Here is a 16,469-nt window from a genome sequence, read left to right on the forward strand (position 1 = left end):
TGTCGTCGGCGATCGCGTGTCATGGGCCGCCGGTACGGACTCGGCCGCCGGTACGGGCTCGGTCGTTGGGTACGGGCTCGGCCGCCGGTACGGACTCAGTCGTCGGTGCGGGCTCAGTCGTCGGTGCGGGCTCAGTCGTCGGTGGTGGAGGAGAAGACCTCTTCGCGGGCCTGCTCGAGGGCTGAGTAGAGCGCTCCGCGCAGCACCGGATTGCCGTCGACCTGGGTCAGCGCGATCCGCGGCCTGGTCGGGCAGATCCGGGCCACCGCCCGCTCCACCCGGGCGGCGAGCGCCGCGCCGCCGGCCCGCCCCATTTCCCCGGAGATCACCACCAGGCCCGGGTCGAGGACGATGTTGACCGAGGCCACGCCGTAGGAGATGCGGATGGCGAGCTCGTCGAGGAAGGCCCCTCCGCGCTCCTCGTCCGCCACGGCGGCCCGTACGCATTCGGCGGCGGACCCCGGATCGGTGAATCCATGGGAGCGTGCCAGCTCCAGCACCGCGTCCGCCCCCACGAGCGAGCCGAATCCACCGGCCAGCGCGGGCTTGCCCCAGGCCATCGACTCGGTGACGCCCTCCGGCAGCGGCACCCCCGGCACCGGCAGATAGCCGATCTCGCCGGCGCCGCCCGAGATGCCGCGGTGGATCCGCCCGCCCAGCACCACGGCGAGGCCGACACCGCGATCCATCCACATGAGCGCGAAGTCCTCGGCGTCCTGGGCCGCGCCGTACGCGCGTTCGGCCACGGCGACGAGGTTCACGTCGTTCTCGATGACGACCGGCCGGCGGAGGTCGGTCCGCAGCCCGTCCAGGACGCCCTCGTGCCAGGTGGGCAGGTCGAAGGCGAACTGCACGTCCCCGGTCCGGGGATCGACCACGCCGGGCGTGCCGATGACGAAGGCGCTCAGCCGGGACAGCGCCACCCGGGCCGACCGGCAGGCCTTGGTGACGGCGGTGTGGACCACCGACACCGGGTCGTCGGCGTTGTCGAGGTCGACCGTGACCTGGGCGATGATGCACCCGGTGATGTCGGCGATCCCGGCGGTGACGCCGGTGGGCCCGACCTCCAGCCCCGCGACGTAGGCGGCGGCGGGGACGACGGCGTACAGGGCCGCGTTGGGACCGCGGCCGCCGGCCTGTTCTCCCACCACCTCGACCAGCCCGCGCTCCTCGAGACGGGCGAGCAGCTGCGAGGCGGTCACCTTCGACAGGCCCGTGCGCTCCCCGATCTGGGCGCGGGTCAGCGGCCCTTCGGCGATCAGCAGCTCCAGTGCGGCCCGGTCGTTCAGTTCACGCAGCAGCCTCGGCGTCCCGGGACGTCTGGCCATGCTGGACTCCTCGAATGTCTCAACCACCGGCGAATATCGAAACCGTCAGCAACAGGTTTCGTTTAGGAAAGTTTCCTGTTAGTTTACCAACACACACGCCGTGATCCAGAACCTGGACCGGGCGACGGCACCCCCGGCGACGCGCAGCAAAGCCGGGCATGGCTGGACCTTACGTGGTCGGAGCCGGATCCGGCGGGCGGAAGGGTCGCTGTCACGGGGAGGCCACGTGGAAAAGGAACCGGTACGACCCATGCGGAGCACCTCTTGAGCGACGACTCCCTCTCCCGGCTCGCCCGGTCGGTGCTCCTCGCGCCGTTCCCCGGTGCCGACCCGCCCGGCTGGCTGCTCGGCGAGCTGGAGCGCGGCCTCGGCGGCGTGACGCTGTTCGCGCTGAACGGCAACGTCCCCGACCGCGAGGGCCTGGCGGCCCTCACCGCGCGGCTGCGCGAGGCCGGCGACCCGGTCGTCTCCATCGACGAGGAGGGCGGCGACGTCACCCGCCTCGCCCACCTGACGGGCAGTGCCTACCCGGGCAACGCCGCGCTCGGGGCGGTCGACGACGTCGAGCTCACCCGGCAGGTGCACTGCTCGATGGGCGCGGAGCTGACCGAGGTCGGGGTCAACCTCGACCTCGCCCCGACCGTGGACGTCAACAGCGCCGACGACAACCCGATCATCGGCGTCCGGGCCTTCGGCTCCGATCCCGCGCTGGTGGCCAGGCATGCCGCCGCGGCCGTCACCGGGCTCCAGGCGGCGGGCGTCGCCGCCTGCGCCAAGCACTTCCCCGGCCATGGCGCGACGGTCGGCGACTCGCACCTCGGGCTGCCCGTGGTGGACGCGGACCTCGATCTGCTGGACCGCCGGGAGCTGGTGCCGTTCCGGGCCGCGATCGCCGCCGGAGCCAAGTCGATCATGACGGCGCACATCAACGTGCCCCGGCTGACCGGGAGCGATCCCGCGACGCTCTCGCACGCGGCGATCACCGGGCTGCTGCGGGAACGGCTCGGGTTCCAGGGGGTCATCGTGACCGACGCGCTGGACATGCACGGTGCCAGCGGTGTCATCGGCATCCCCGAGGCGGCGGTGCGGGCGCTGTCCGCCGGCGCCGACCTGCTCTGCCTGGGCTCCCAGGAGTTCGCCGCCAGCCTCGCCGGCATCCGGGCGGCGATCGTGGCCGCCGTACGGGACGGACGGCTGCCCGAACAGCGCCTCGCCGAGGCCGCGGACCGCAACGGGCGGCTCAAGGCCTGGCTGGCCGGCGGCCCGCCGGCGACGGCCGGCCCCGCCACCCCCCGCGTCGGCCTGGAGGCCGCACGGCGGGCGGTTCACCGCACCGGCGAGCTTCCCCCGCTGCGCGACCCGCTGGTCGTGGAGCTGGAGGCGCCGGGCAACCTCGCGGTGGGGCCGGTGCCGTGGGGGCTGTCCCCCTGGGCCCCCGAGGTGCTGCGGGCCGACGGGGCCACCGCCGACGTGCCGAAGCTGCTGGCCCGCGCCACCGACCGGTCGCTGGTCGTGGTGGTGCGCGACGCCCACCGGCACCCGGACCAGCGACGGCTCGTGCTGGCGCTGCTCGCGGCCCGCCCCGACACCGTGGTCGTCGAGATGGGCCTTCCGGTGTGGCGGCCCGCGGCGGTGCACCTGGCGACGTACGGCGCCGCGCGCGCCAACGGCCGGGCCGCCGCCGAGCTCCTGGGGCTGACCGCACCCTGACTCCCTGACTCCTGGGCTTCTGGGCCACCCCACCCCGGGGCCCTGCCGAGCTCGGCCTGGGGCAGGATGGAGGAGCATCCCCACCGCTCATACCGGAGGTAGGGACAATCTGTCTCCGAGGCAAGGGATACTGAGATCATGCGACTATCCGCCCGGGTCGATTACGCGCTGCGCGCGGCCGCCGAGCTCGCCGTTGCCGCCGATGACCACCCGGTGACGGCGGTTCAGCTGGCCGACGCCCAGCAGATCCCGCCGAAGTTCCTGGAGAACATCCTCGGCCAGCTCCGCCGTTCCGGCATCATCCGCAGCCAGCGCGGCCCGGAGGGAGGCTACTGGCTGGCCAAACCGGCCGAGAAGATCACGATGGCCGACATCATCAGAGCCATCGACGGCCCGCTCCTCGGCGTACGCGGGGAACGACCCGAGCACGTCGGCTACGAGGGCGCCGCCCGGTCGCTCCAGGAGGTCTGGATCGCGCTGCGTGCCAGTGAGCGGTCCATCCTCGAACAGGTGACGCTGGCCCACCTCGCCGCCGGTGACCTGCCCGAGGTCGTCCGAAAGTTCACCCAGGACCCTGCGGCCTGGGACTCCCCGGCCTTCCAGTGACCCGGCCCGGCCGCGCCGGCCCCGCCGGTCTCCGTCCCCGCTCCCGGCCTCCCCTAGGCTGAGGACGTGCCCGAGGGGGACACCGTCTGGCTGACCGCTCAGCGCCTGCACCGGGCGCTGGCCGGCCGGTCCCTGTCCCGCAGCGACTTCCGGGTCCCGGCGCTGGCCACCGCGGATCTGCGCGGCAGGGAGGTCCGTGAGGCGCTGTCCCGGGGCAAGCATCTGCTCATCCGGGTGGAGGGCGATCTCACCGTCCACACCCATCTGCGGATGGAGGGCTCCTGGAAGATCCGGCGGCCCGGGCGGGTGCCGTCCGACCACCGCCTGCGCCTGGTGCTCGCCAACGCCGAGTGGCAGGCCCTCGGCTACTCCCTGGGCGTGGTGGAGCTGCTGAAGACCTCCGCCGAGGACGGGGCGGTGGGCCACCTGGGCCCGGATCTGCTGGGGCCGGGCTGGGACGCGGCCGAGGCCGTACGCCTGCTGCTGGAGCGGCCCGAGCGCGCCGTGGGCGAGGCGCTGCTGGACCAGACCAGGCTGGCCGGTATCGGCAACCTCTACAAGGCCGAGGTGCTGTTCCTGCGCGGAGTGCATCCGTGGCGCCCGGTCGGGGACGTCCCCGGGCTGGAGGAGCTGGTGGAGCTGGCCCGGCGGCTGCTCGACACCAACAAGGAACGCTGGGACCAGATCACCACCGGATCCGGCCGGCGAGGCCAGGAGCACTGGGTCTACGGGCGGGCGGGACGTGCCTGCCGTCGCTGCGGCACCGTGATCGAACGGGCGGATCAGGGCACAGGTCCCTACGACCGGGTCACGTTCTGGTGCCCGCGCTGTCAGCCCGCGGCACCGCTTCCCTGATCACGCCTCTCGTGCGTAAGCCTCTTTTAGGGGAAAAAGCCTGTCAGTTCGCCGTAAAGGCCCTATCTCGGGCCTGCGCGCGGGCATGGCTGCCAGAGGTCCCCGCTCGACGATGGCTCAGGCGGCCACCATGTCGGCGCGGAAGGCGTCGCCCGCGATCTCCTCCGGCGTGGCGGGGATCGTCTCGGCGATGCGCTGTGCCTCCCTGTCGGCGTCGAGGCGCTCGTGCGCCGGGGGCGCACCGGCCATGACCGGCTCGTGCTGCAGTTCGGCCAGGGACAACTGGTCCGATACTTCCCGAAGCACGTGGGACAGCGGCACCCCAAGGGCCTTGCAGATCGACGCGAGCAGTTCGGAGGACGCTTCCTTCTGTCCTCGTTCCACCTCGGAAAGGTAGCCCAGCGACACTCTGGCCGCGGCGGACACCTCACGGAGGGTGCGACCCTGGCGCAGCCGCAGCTGCCGCAGTACGTCACCAAGCAGCTGGCGAAGCAGGACCATCGTCTCGCTCCCTCCCCTGAGTTCGGACCATCTGACGGTTCCACCGTACCCGGCTTCGCGGTACGCGTGGCAGACCGAGAGATTCGTGTTCGCTTCGAACGTAACGCTGTAATCAAGTCGATTCTTCCCGATCTTTACGATCATCGCGCCATTCGCGCACGACGTCCAGACCCAGAATGTGCCGTCTCAGCAGGTCCAGGGCGTGCACCACGGTCATCCGCCGGACCAGCGGCCGGATCTGCGGGCCGGTGCCCGGCACGGGCAGCGCCGGAGAGTAGGCCGGTGAGACGCCGCCTGGTCCGGCCACGGCGAGGTGGACCGTGCCCACCGGCCGGCCGTCCTGGGGCTCGGGACCGGCCACCCCGGTGACCGCGAGGCCGTAGGTGGCCCCCAGGCGGTCCCGTACGCCCTCCGCCATGGCGACGGCGACTTCGGGGTGGACGGCGCCGTGCCGGGCCAGCAGGTCCTCGGGGACGCCCAGCAGCGAGGCCTTGAGCGCCGTCGCGTAGGCCACGATCCCGCCGGCGAAGGTGGCCGAGGACCCGGGCATCGCGGTGAGCTCGGCGCCCAGCAGGCCGCCGGTCAGCGACTCGGCCGTCGCCACGGTCGCGGAACGCTCGGCCAGCAGCCGGTGCACCACCCGGTCGAGGGTGTCCTCCCCGGAGCCGTGCACGACGCCGCCCAGCAGTTCCCGGGCGAGCCCCTCGGCGCGGTCCAGGGCGGCCGGTGCGTCCGGGCCGGTGGCGGTGATGCGGACGCTCACCTCGGCGGGGTCGGGCAGGTACGCCAGCGTGATCCCGGGCAGCGCCTCGACCTCGGCCAGCCGGGTGGCCAGCTCCGACTCCCGCACGCACGCCGTGCGCAGCCGCCGCCGGGCCGGAACCGGGCCCGTCACCGCCGTGCGCAGCTCGGGCAGCACCGCCGTGTCGGTGATGGCGCGCATCTCGACCGGGACGCCGGGCAGGGCGTAGACGGGCCCGCCCGCGAGCTCGATCCGCAGCCCGGGGGCACTGCCCATGGGGTTGTCCAGCACGGTGGCCCCGGCGGGGACCTCGGCCATGCGCAGCGCCATCGGCTGCAACGGCAGGCCCATCCCGGCGGAACGCTCGCGCAGCCGCCGCTCGATCCCGGGATCACGGTGCAGTTCGACCCCGGCCGCCACGGCCAGCGCGTCACGGGTCAGGTCGTCGTAGGTCGGTCCCAGCCCGCCGGTCGTGATCACCGCGTCGGCGCGGCCGAGCGCCTCGGTGACGGCTCCGATGATCTCCTCCTGCCGGTCGGCCACGACGACGCTCCGCGTCACCCCGACGCCGTTCTCGGCCAGCCGCCGGCCCAGCCACGCGGCGTTCCCGTTCATCGTGTCGCCGAGGAGCAGCTCGTCCCCCACCGTCACCAGCTCGACCCGCATCCGTGTCCCTTCGTGCCGTGGATCACAGGCGATCGCGGGTGCGATCGCCGGGTTCCGATTGTGTCGGATCGGCCACCGGATCACGTCCCGGATCGGATCAGCCCCGGATCGGATCAGGCTCACGATCCGATCAGGCTCACGATCTGATCAGGCTCAGGATCGGATCAGGCTCAGGATCGGATCAGGCCCGGGATCGGCCGGCGGGCCCGGCCCTCGATCAGGCGCCGGGCCGGTCCGCGGCGGAGACGAGCCTGCGCAGGGCCGTGCCGCAGCGGCGGGCGTAGGCCCGCTGCATCACCGGCACCAGCGGGCCGCCCGCCCTGGTGTACCAGACGGCCGGCCGGCTGAAGGCCGTGACGGTCAGCCACACGTCGTCCTCGGCATCACGGGAGACGACGAACGCCTCCTCGCCGCTCGCGGGGTGCCCGGAGAGCGTGCCGTAGCCGAAACCGGCGCGCCGGTCGCCCTCCTCGGTCCAGATGATCTCGCACGGCGCGCGCAGCGCGAGGGGGCCGACCCCGAGCCGTACCGTCACGATCACCCCGGGCGCGGCCCGGCGGCCGCCCGAGTCGATCCGGACCCCGGCCGCCCGGTGCATCCACCAGTCCAGCACCGCGTCGGTGGCCGCCGCCATCACGGCGGGGCCCTGCCCGAGCAGGGTCCGTTCCCGCAGCCGGCGGTAGCCGTCCGGCAGGGAGCCGTCTCTGGTGGCGCCCACCTCGTCGTAGGTCAGCTTCACGGTGCGTCCTCCCGCAGTCGTCTCCGGGCCAGCATCCCGCATACGGCGCGGCCGGACAGGATCATCAGGACCGGTCGGTGCCCCGTCCAGGACCCGTCAGTGCCCGTCCAGACCCGTCCAGACCCGTCCAGACCCGTCCAGGACCCGCCCGCTCAGACCCGTCCACCCGGACCCGCCCGCTCAGGAACGGGCGCCGGCCGCCTGGCGGCGCAGGCTCCAGGCCCGGAAGAGGTAGTCCAGACCGGTCACGATCGTGACGGCGACGGCGGCGCCCATCATGGCCCAGCGCAGCGGGTCGAGGGGTCCGGGCGCGATGTAGAAAGTGATGGCGGCCACCTGCAGCAGGGTCTTGAGCTTGCCGCCCCGGCTGGCCGGGATGACGCCGTACCGGATGACGACGAAGCGCAGCAGGGTGATGCCGACCTCCCGGACCAGGATGACGATGGTCACCCACCACCACAGCTCGCCCAGGACCGACAGGCCCACCAGTGCCGAGCCAGTGAGGGCCTTGTCCGCGATCGGGTCGGCGATCTTGCCGAAGTCGGTGACCAGGTTGTGCTTGCGCGCCAGCTGGCCGTCCACCCGGTCGGTGATCGACGCGACGACGAAGACGGCCAGCGCGGCGAGCCGCCAGCCGGTGCCGTCGACGAAGAGCAGCCAGACGAACACCGGGACGAGCGCGATCCGCGCCATCGTGAGCAGGTTGGCGACGTTGTAGATGCTGACCTGCGGCGACGGCGGGGTCGCGATGGGGTCGACGGCGGAGGGGTCGGGCGGCTCCGCGGGCGTTCCGGAGCTCGGCGCCGGACGCTCCGCGGGCGTCATGGCGCGTTCTCCCGGTCCACCTCGGCGATCAGGTCGACTCCCGCGCTGCCGGTGACCCGGGCCCGGAGGATCTCTCCCACGACCGGCCTCCCGCCGGCCGGCCCACCGGCCAGGACGGTCACGACCCCGTCGACCTCCGGGGCCTGGTGCGCCGCCCGGCCCTCGGCCTCCCCGTCGGCGGACACCTCCTCGACGAGCACGTCGACCAGCGAGCCGATGCGCTCCTCGGCGCGCTGCGCCGTGAACTCCTCGGCGAGCGCGGACACCTCGCCCAGCCGGGCGGCGACGTCGTCGGGGTCGAGCTTGCCGTCCAGGGTGGCCGCCTCGGTCCCCTCCTCGTCGGAGTAGCCGAAGATCCCGATGGCGTCCAGCCGGGCCGCGGCCAGGAAGCCGGTCAGCTCGGTCAGGTCCTCCTCGGTCTCGCCGGGGAAGCCGACGATGAAGTTGGAGCGGACGCCCGCGTCGGGCACCTGGGCGCGGATCTGCTCCAGCAGCGCGAGGAACCGCTCGGAGTCCCCGAACCTGCGCATCCGGCGCAGCACCGGGCCGCTGGCGTGCTGGAAGGACAGGTCGAAGTACGGCGCGACGCCGGGGGTGGAGCACAGCGCGGCCACCAGCCCGGGCCGCAGCTCGGCGGGCTGGAGGTAGCTCACCCGCACCCGGCTGATCTTCTCAACGCCGGCGAGGTCCGGCAGCAGGGTCTCCAGGGCCCTGAGATCCCCCAGGTCCTTGCCGTAGGAGGTGGAGTTCTCACTGACCAGGACCAGCTCCCGCACGTCGTGACCGGCCAGCCAGCGGGCCTCCTCGAGGACCTCGGCGGGCGGCCGGGACACGTAGGAGCCGCGGAAGGCGGGGATCGCGCAGAACGTGCACCGGCGGTCGCAGCCGGAGGCCAGCTTCAGCGGCGCCACCGGCCCGCCGCCCAGCCGGCGCCGCAGCACCCGGGGCCCGGTCGCGGGCGCCACGCCCGCCGGGAGGTCGCCGGGGAGGTCCACCCCGCCGTGGCCGGGGATGTGGGCCGTGCCGGCGGAGCGCTCGACGGGGGTGAGCGGGAGCAGCGTCCGGCGGTCGCGCGGCACGTGGGCCGGGCGCCGGCGGCCGGCCAGCACGTCGTCGAGCCGCTCCCCGATGGAGGTGTAGTCGTCGAAGCCGATGACCGCGTCCGCCTCGGGCAGCGCCTCGGCCAGCTCGGTGCCGTACCGCTCGGCCATGCAGCCCGCCGCGACGACCTTGGCGCCGGAGTCGTGCGCCTCGATCAGGGTGTCGATCGAGTCCTTCTTGGCCGCGTCGATGAAGCCGCAGGTGTTGACCACGACGACCCCGGCCTCGTCGCCCTCCGCCACGAGCGTCCAGCCCGAGCTCTCCAGGCGGGCCGCGAGCTCTTCGGAGTCGACCTCGTTACGGGCGCAGCCGAGCGTGACGAGGGAGACCGTGCGACTAGTGGGCATGCCCCATACGTTAATGGGCGCGGCCGCCGGTCCTGACCAGCCCCCTCGGGCTTTCTTCCGTGGAACGCTCCCGGGCTCAGGCCGTCTCGGGATCGCCCGGCCCGAAACTGAGCCGGAGCACCTGCCCGTCGCTGCCCGGCGAACCGAGATCCTTGCCGTTCACGGTGAGCTTCACGCCGCCGCCGTTGCCGATCAGGATCCGGATCTTCTTCTTGGCGGACCACTCCTTGGAGGCGCCGCTGCGGACCAGCCCGCTGAACAGCTGCGTGCCGCTGCCGTCGCGGACGTTGACCCAGCTGGCCCGCCGGGCGTCGACCCGCACGGTCACCTTCTTGCGGGAGGCCATCGCGACCGGGGCGGAGGTGGCCGGGGCCGGCGAGGCGGAGCGCTTGCCCGGCTCGACACGGGAGGCCTGGTCCGCGCGGATGGGCTTCCGCTGCTGCCCGTCGCTGCCGAACGCGTGCACCACTCCGTAGATCAGCACCAGGATCAGGGCGACGGCCATCGCGGCCGACCAGTTCGGCGACCGGCGTTCCCGGAACCGCACCGGGGTCTCGGGCTCGAAGGCCTCCGCCGCCGAGACGGCCTGCGGGGCGCCACCGTGCGTGTCGTCGTACTCGCGTACCAGCGGCTCGGGGTCCAGGCCGATCACCCGGGCGATGCTGCGGACGTGGCCGCGCGCGTAGAAGTTGCCGCCGCAGGCGCTGAAGTCGTCGCGCTCGATGCCCCGGATGACGGTCTCGCGGATCCGGGTCCGTTCGCTCACCTGCGTCACCGTGAGACCCGCGTCCTGACGCTTCGTGGCCAGGGTCTCACCGATGCTCACGCTGGACCTCCAGGTTCGCGGTCGCCGGCCGGCCAGGGGACCGGCGGCCCAGATCTTTTCTTTTCGCGTGCCGCCTCGCGTTACCAGTGTATGAACCGGGCCACCCGTAAAGCGATACGCAACGCGCTAGAAAACGGGGCGAGATTGTCGGCAGCTGTGGCGCCGGCGGGAGGTTTCCCGTCACCCGCCCCCGCGCAGCTCGGCCAGCAGGCCGGGAAGATCGTCGGGTTTGGCCTGCACGTCCCTGGCCTTGGAACCCTCGCTGGGGCCGACGATGCCGCGGCTCTCCATCAGGTCCATCAGCCGGCCCGCCTTGGCGAAGCCGACGCGCAGCTTGCGCTGCAGCATCGACGTCGAGCCGAACTGGGTGGAGACGACCAGCTCGGTCGCCTGGACGAGCAGGTCGAGGTCGTCACCGATGTCGTCGTCGATCTCCCGCTTGGGCGCCGTGACCTCGGCGACGTCCTCCCGGTAGACGACCTCGGTCTGCTCCTTGCAGTGGCCGACGACCGCGGCGATCTCCTTCTCGGAGACGTAGGCGTTCTGCAACCGCATGGGCTTGCTGGCGCCCATCGGCAGGAACAGCGAGTCGCCCTGGCCGACCAGCTTCTCCGCGCCGGGCTGGTCGAGGATGACCCGGCTGTCCGCCAGGCTGGAGGTGGCGAACGCCAGCCGGGACGGCACGTTGGCCTTGATCAGGCCGGTGACGACGTCGACGCTGGGCCGCTGGGTGGCGAGCACCAGGTGGATGCCGGCCGCCCGGGCCAGCTGGGTGATGCGGACCACCGAGTCCTCGACGTCGCGCGGCGCCACCATCATGAGGTCGGCCAGCTCGTCGACGATCACGAGCATGTACGGATAGGGCGTGTAGACGCGCTCGCTGCCGAGCGGCGCGGTGAGCTGCCCCGCGCGTACGGCCTTGTTGAAGTCGTCGATGTGCCGGAAGCCGGACGCCGCCAGGTCGTCGTAGCGGCGGTCCATCTCACCGACCACCCACTGCAGGGCCTCGGAGGCCTTCTTTGGGTTGGTGATGATCGGCGTGATGAGATGCGGGATGCCGGAGTACGAGGAGAGTTCCACTCGTTTCGGATCGACCAGGATCATGCGCACCTCGTCCGGGGTGGACCGCATGAGGATCGAGCAGATCAGGCCGTTGATACAGGTGGACTTTCCGGCACCGGTCGCGCCGGCGATGAGCATGTGCGGCATCTTGGCCAGGTTGGCGATGACCGTGCGGCCCTCGACGTCCTTGCCGAGGCCGACCACCATCGGGTGCTGGTCGTTGACCGCGACGGCCGACCGGAGCACGTCGCCGAGGCTGACGATGTCCTTGTCGACGTTGGGGATCTCCACCCCGATCGCGGACTTGCCGGGGATCGGGGAGATGATCCGGACGTCGGCGCTCTTCACCGCGTAGGAGATGTTCTTGGTGAGCGCGGTGACCTTCTCGACCTTGACCGCCGGGCCCAGCTCGATCTCGTACCGGGTGATCGTGGGCCCCCGGGTGAAGCCGGTCACCTGCGCGTCGACGTCGAACTGCTCCAGCACGGCGGTCAGCGCGTTGACGACCACGTCGTTGGCCTTGGTGCGCGGCTTGGCCACGCTGCCGGGACGCAGCACCCCCGGCGGCGGCAGCTCGTAGATCTCGCCCGACGACGACAGCGGCAGCTGCTCCGCCCGCGCGGGGGCGGGGGTCGGGTCCGGCGGCTCGGGGACGTACGGCGGCTCCGGCAGCGCCGCCTCGGCCTCGGCGGGCGGCGGGTCGGCGAGCTCGTCGAACAGCGCCGGGCCGTCGGCCCGGCGCGGCCTGGGCGCCTTGGGCTCGGCGATCACGGGGGTGTCGTAGGGCTTGTCGTGCTCGCCGACCTCCACCTCGACCTCGGGCTTGCGCCGCCGTGACCTGCCGCCCTCCGCGGCGCCGTCCTCCTCGCCGGTCTCCTGCCGCTCGCGCAGCGTCACCAGATCCCACAGGTGGGCCAGCCGGTCCGGCACCTGCTGGATCGGCGTGGCGGTCACCACCAGCAGCCCGAATCCGCCCAGCAGGAGCAGCAGGGGCACCGCCACCCAGGCGGTGAGCAGGCTCTCCAGCGGGGCCGAGACCAGCCACCCGATCACGCCGCCGGCCTTGCGCACCGGGCCCATGCCGTTGCGCGGGTACGGGCCGCCCGCCGCGATGTGCGCGATGCCGAGGGCGCTGACCAGCAGGGCGCTGGCGCCGATGACGACGCGGCCCTCCTCAGTGCGCTCGGGGTGCCGCAGGATGCGCCAGGCGAGTGCCGCCACCAGCACCGGCAGCATGACGGCGAACACGCCGAAGGCGCCCCGGAAGATCTGCTCCACGGCGACGACGACCACCCCGCGCGGCCGCCACCACAGCGCGGCGGCGAGGATGATGGCGGCGCCGAGCGCGGCGAGACCGCCTCCGTCACGGCGATGTTCGACCTCGAGGCCGCGGGCGCCCCGGCCGTACACCCGGAAGATCGCGCCGACGGCTCCGGCCAGCAGCAGCCACACCCTGGCGAGCAGCCGGAAGATCCCCAGCAGCACCTGGGCGAGCGGGTCCGGCTTGGTGCGCTGCGGCGGTGCGGACCGGCCGGACCGGCCGCCCTTGGCGGGGGTCTTGCGCGCGGCCGGGCCTCCGGAGGTCCTGCGCGCGGCCGAGCCCCCGGCGGGCTTGCGCGCGCCCTGCGCACCCGAGGAGCCCTTCGTTCCGCCAGACGCACGAGTGGCCATGGTGACGAGACTAACCGCGCGTGCCCGCGGTTGGCCGACACCAAAACGGCGTGTCGCCCCAAATACGTCGTGATCTTGCAGTGGGGTGTTCCCCATGCAAGATCACGACGGGGGCCGGCCGGGACGGCTCAGACCTCGACGACCACCGGGATGATCATCGGACGGCGGCGGTAGGTGTCGGCCACCCACTTGCCGACCGTGCGGCGGATCAGCTGGCGGACCTGGTGCACGTCGGTCACGCCGTCGGCCGCCGAGTCCTGCAGGAGGGCCGCGATCCGGTTGATGACCTCGGCGAAGTCCTCGTTGCCGATGCCGGCGCCGCGGGCGTAGATCTCCGGACCCGCGACCACCTTGCCGGAGCCGGTGTCGATCGCGATGACGACGGAGACGAAGCCCTCGTCGCCGAGGATGCGCCGGTCCTTGAGGGAGTTCTCGGTGATCTCACCGACCGAGGAGCCGTCCACGTAGACGTAGCCGGCGCGTACCGAGCCGACGATGGAGGCCTGGCCGTCCACCAGGTCGACCACCACGCCGTCCTCGGCGATGACGATGTTCTCCAGCGGCACCCCGGTGAGCTCGGCCAGCCGGGCGTGCGCCCGCAGGTGCCGCCACTCGCCGTGGATCGGCATGAAGTTCGAGGGCTTGGTCAGGTTGAGGACGTAGGTCAGCTCGCCCGCCGCGGCGTGCCCGGAGACGTGGACCAGGGCGTTGCCCTTGTGCACGATGCGGGCGCCCCACCGGGTGAGCCCGTTGATCACCCGGTTGACCGCGTTCTCGTTGCCCGGGATCAGCGACGAGGCGAGCAGCACCGTGTCGTCCTCGGTGATCCTGATCTGGTGGTCGCGGCTGGCCATCCGCGACAGCGCCGACATCGGCTCGCCCTGGGAGCCGGTGCAGACGAGCACGATCTTGTCCGGCGGGAGGCTGTCGAGCTCCTTCTGGTCGACCAGGATCCCCGGCGGGACCTTCAGGTAGCCGAGCTCACCGGCGACCCCCATGTTGCGCACCATGGACCGGCCGACGAAGCAGACCTTGCGGCCGCTGTCGTGCGCCGCGTCCAGCACCTGCTGGACCCGGTGGATGTGCGAGGCGAAGCAGGCGACGATCACGCGCTCCCGGGCGACGCGGAAGACCTCGTCGACCACCGGGCCGATGTTGCGCTCGCTCGGGACGAACCCCGCCACCTCGGCGTTGGTCGAGTCCGACATCAGCAGGTCGATGCCCTCGGAACCGAGCCGGGCGAACCCGCCCAGGTCGGTGAGCCGGCCGTCGAGCGGGAGCTGGTCCATCTTGAAGTCGCCGGTGGCCAGCACCAGGCCCGCGGGGGTACGGATGGCGACCGCCAGCGCGTCCGGGATGGAGTGGTTGACCGCCAGGAACTCACAGTCGAAGGGACCGAAGTGGGTCCGGTCGCCCTCCTTGACCCGCTCGGTGACGGGCCTGATCCGGTGCTCGGTGAGCTTGGCCTCGATCAGGGCCAGGGTCAGCCTGGAACCGATCAGCGGGATGTCCGGCCGCTCGCGCAGGAGGTACGGCACCGCCCCGATGTGGTCCTCGTGGGCGTGCGTGAGGACGATCGCCTCGATGTCGCCGAGCCTGCCCCGGATGTACTCGAAGTCGGGCAGGATCAGGTCGACCCCCGGCTGCTCCTCCTCGGGGAACAGCACGCCGCAGTCGACGATGAGCAGCCGGCCGCCGTACTCGAAGACCGTCATGTTGCGGCCGATCTCACCCAGCCCGCCGAGCGCCACGATGCGCAGGCCGTGGGCCGGCAGCGCGGGCGGGCTCGCGAGATCGGGATGCGGATGACTCATGCGATCACCCCGCTGGCACCTTCCGGCTGACGCGGCGCCGGCCGGCTCGCCGCGACCGCCGTACCCACCTCTGATCGACTCTTTGTGCTCACGTAGTGGCCTCCGGCACTTTGACTCCCCCGGTTACAAGGTCTTCACGCAGATGCGTCCTGAACTCCGGCGCGGCCGCCACGAGCGGCGGCCGAAGGGCCCCGCCGGGCAGTCCGAGCAGGTCGAGCGCCGCCTTGACGGCGATGACGCCCTGCGTGCGGGTCATGATGGCCGTGACGACGGGGAGCAGCCGACGGTGGATCGCCAGCGCCCGGCCCACGTCACCGGCACGGTATGCATCGATCATCTCACGGAGATCCGCTCCTACGACATGTCCCACCACGCTGACGAACCCCGCGGCACCCATGGAGAGCCAGGCCAGGTTGAGGTTGTCGTCGCCGGAGTAGAAGACCAGATCGCTGCCCGCCATCACCCGCGAGCCCGCGAACAGATCGCCCTTGGCGTCCTTGACGGCCACGATCCGCGGATGCGCGGCGAGCCGGATCAGGGTCTCGGTCTGGATCGGCACGCCGGCCCGCCCGGGGATGTCGTAGAGCATGTTCGGCAGCCCGGTCGCGTCGGCCACGGCGGTGAAGTGATGGAGCAGCCCCTCCTGGGGCGGCTTGCTGTAGTACGGGGTGACCACCAGGAGCGCGTGCGCGCCCGCCGCCTCGGCCGCCCGGGCCAGGTGGACGGTGTGGGCGGTGTCGTTGGTGCCCACGCCGGCGACGACACAGGCCCGGTCGCCCACCGCCTCGACGACCGTTTCCAGCAGCCGGCTCTTCTCCGCGTCGCTCGTCGTGGGCGACTCTCCGGTGGTGCCGCTGATCACCAGGCCGTCGTGGCGCTGCTCGTCGACGAGGTGGGTCGCCAGGCGCGCGGCTCCGGTGTAGTCGATCTCGCCCGCCGCGGTCATCGGAGTGACCATCGCGGTCAGCAGGCGGCCGAAGGGCGCGTCGCTCGTTGTACTGGGTGCCATGCACCGAACGGTACCGTTCCGGCCCGCGCCCGTGGACCCGCAGGTGCACCCGGTGTCCCGGTCGCCACGGGGCCCGTGATCCGCCCGTCCGGCCCTCGTCCCGCCGCCGCGCTCCCGGGGGGCCGCCGGGCCGGCGCTGGGGGCCGCCGCCGTGCCGCCGGCGTCCGTGTCGACAAGAACGGCCGGGGTGCGGGCGGGTGAAGCGGAGATCTGACCTGAAGACGCCGCCGATATGTGCTCGGGGGTACACACACCGGCGGCGTCTCTACCGACATCGCCCCAAGTAAATCCCGCGTTACGGCGCTATCCGCCCAGATTCCCGGATCCCTTTGGGGAAATGCGACATACCGGTCAAAAGGGCACTAATGGTCACACCTTCTGCGGAACTCCGGCCAGTTCCAGCAGCCGGAGCCGCAGGTCCTCCGAGGTCAGCGATCGGACGAGCTGATTGCCCCGGACCGCCCACCAGTGACCGGATCCACCCCGGCCGATCCGCCACCCGGCGAACTCGGCGGTCAGCTCCGTCAGCCGGCGAGCGACCTGCTGTGAGGTGTGTTCCATGCTCATCGACCTCGCTCCCAGGGCCCGCCGCCGGGCCGTGCTCTTGGGTTTACTTATCGATGCTTACCCGACCTAACGGCCAATGCAACACTCTTCCGACCTGGGA

Annotated in this window: 14 protein-coding genes; 3 read left to right on the plus strand and 11 right to left on the minus strand. The window is 72.4% G+C overall.

All coding sequences use genetic code 11. From position 1 onward, the window contains the following. Positions 1–131 precede the first annotated feature (131 nt). Positions 132–1,328, minus strand: a complete 1,197-nt coding sequence (locus tag ACRYCC_RS42320; RefSeq protein WP_433819817.1) for an ROK family transcriptional regulator — start codon at positions 1,326–1,328, stop codon at positions 132–134. Positions 1,329–1,592: 264 nt separating this feature from the next. On the opposite strand from ACRYCC_RS42320, the gene ACRYCC_RS42325 reads away from it, so the two are divergent. From ACRYCC_RS42325 to ACRYCC_RS42335, 3 genes are all read left to right on the plus strand, one after another. Continuing rightward, entirely contained in the window at positions 1,593–3,038 is a 1,446-nt protein-coding gene (locus tag ACRYCC_RS42325) for a glycoside hydrolase family 3 protein (RefSeq protein WP_433819819.1), read from the plus strand. 138 nt (positions 3,039–3,176) lie between these two features. Continuing rightward, positions 3,177–3,644: an RrF2 family transcriptional regulator gene (locus ACRYCC_RS42330; RefSeq protein WP_433819820.1), complete on the plus strand. Its 468-nt coding sequence runs from the start codon at positions 3,177–3,179 to the stop codon at positions 3,642–3,644. Positions 3,645–3,710: 66 nt separating this feature from the next. Next, a complete protein-coding gene (locus ACRYCC_RS42335; protein WP_433819821.1) occupies positions 3,711–4,499 on the plus strand; it encodes a DNA-formamidopyrimidine glycosylase family protein in 789 nt (262 codons plus the stop codon). Positions 4,500–4,616: 117 nt separating this feature from the next. On the opposite strand, the gene ACRYCC_RS42340 is transcribed toward ACRYCC_RS42335, so the two are convergent. The 10 genes from ACRYCC_RS42340 to ACRYCC_RS42385 all read right to left on the minus strand — a co-directional run bounded on the left by ACRYCC_RS42340 (position 4,617) and on the right by ACRYCC_RS42385 (position 16,369). Further along, positions 4,617–5,000: a helix-turn-helix domain-containing protein gene (locus ACRYCC_RS42340; protein ID WP_433819822.1), complete on the minus strand. Its 384-nt coding sequence runs from the start codon at positions 4,998–5,000 to the stop codon at positions 4,617–4,619. A 112-nt stretch (positions 5,001–5,112) separates the two neighbouring features. After that, positions 5,113–6,408 carry a CinA family nicotinamide mononucleotide deamidase-related protein gene (locus ACRYCC_RS42345; RefSeq protein WP_433819824.1) on the minus strand — a complete coding sequence of 432 codons (1,296 nt, stop codon included), beginning with the start codon at positions 6,406–6,408 and terminating at the stop codon, positions 5,113–5,115. A 217-nt stretch (positions 6,409–6,625) separates the two neighbouring features. Next, positions 6,626–7,147 (minus strand): DUF1990 domain-containing protein, encoded by a 522-nt coding sequence (locus ACRYCC_RS42350; RefSeq protein ID WP_433819825.1) that lies wholly within the window; start codon positions 7,145–7,147, stop codon positions 6,626–6,628. Between the two features lie 180 nt (positions 7,148–7,327). Next, positions 7,328–7,972 carry a CDP-diacylglycerol--glycerol-3-phosphate 3-phosphatidyltransferase gene (gene pgsA / locus ACRYCC_RS42355; protein WP_433819827.1) on the minus strand — a complete coding sequence of 215 codons (645 nt, stop codon included), beginning with the start codon at positions 7,970–7,972 and terminating at the stop codon, positions 7,328–7,330. Next, on the minus strand, positions 7,969–9,420 hold the full coding sequence (gene rimO / locus ACRYCC_RS42360; RefSeq protein ID WP_433819829.1) for a 30S ribosomal protein S12 methylthiotransferase RimO: 1,452 nt from the start codon (positions 9,418–9,420) through the stop codon (positions 7,969–7,971). The genes pgsA and rimO overlap by 4 nt, the downstream gene beginning before the upstream one ends. 76 nt (positions 9,421–9,496) lie before the next feature. Continuing rightward, entirely contained in the window at positions 9,497–10,246 is a 750-nt protein-coding gene (locus tag ACRYCC_RS42365; RefSeq protein ID WP_433819831.1) for a helix-turn-helix domain-containing protein, read from the minus strand. Positions 10,247–10,426: 180 nt separating this feature from the next. Continuing rightward, positions 10,427–12,979 (minus strand): FtsK/SpoIIIE family DNA translocase, encoded by a 2,553-nt coding sequence (locus ACRYCC_RS42370; protein ID WP_433819832.1) that lies wholly within the window; start codon positions 12,977–12,979, stop codon positions 10,427–10,429. A 128-nt stretch (positions 12,980–13,107) separates the two neighbouring features. After that, positions 13,108–14,793, minus strand: coding sequence for a ribonuclease J (locus tag ACRYCC_RS42375; protein ID WP_433819833.1), 1,686 nt, complete (start codon positions 14,791–14,793; stop codon positions 13,108–13,110). A gap of 88 nt (positions 14,794–14,881) precedes the next feature. After that, entirely contained in the window at positions 14,882–15,802 is a 921-nt protein-coding gene (gene dapA, locus ACRYCC_RS42380; RefSeq protein ID WP_433819834.1) for a 4-hydroxy-tetrahydrodipicolinate synthase, read from the minus strand. A 369-nt stretch (positions 15,803–16,171) separates the two neighbouring features. Next, entirely contained in the window at positions 16,172–16,369 is a 198-nt protein-coding gene (locus ACRYCC_RS42385; RefSeq protein WP_433819836.1) for a hypothetical protein, read from the minus strand. Positions 16,370–16,469: the final 100 nt, after the last annotated feature.

The organism is Actinomadura scrupuli (assembly GCF_050971785.1).
GTDB classification, from domain to species: domain Bacteria; phylum Actinomycetota; class Actinomycetes; order Streptosporangiales; family Streptosporangiaceae; genus Actinomadura_E; species Actinomadura_E scrupuli.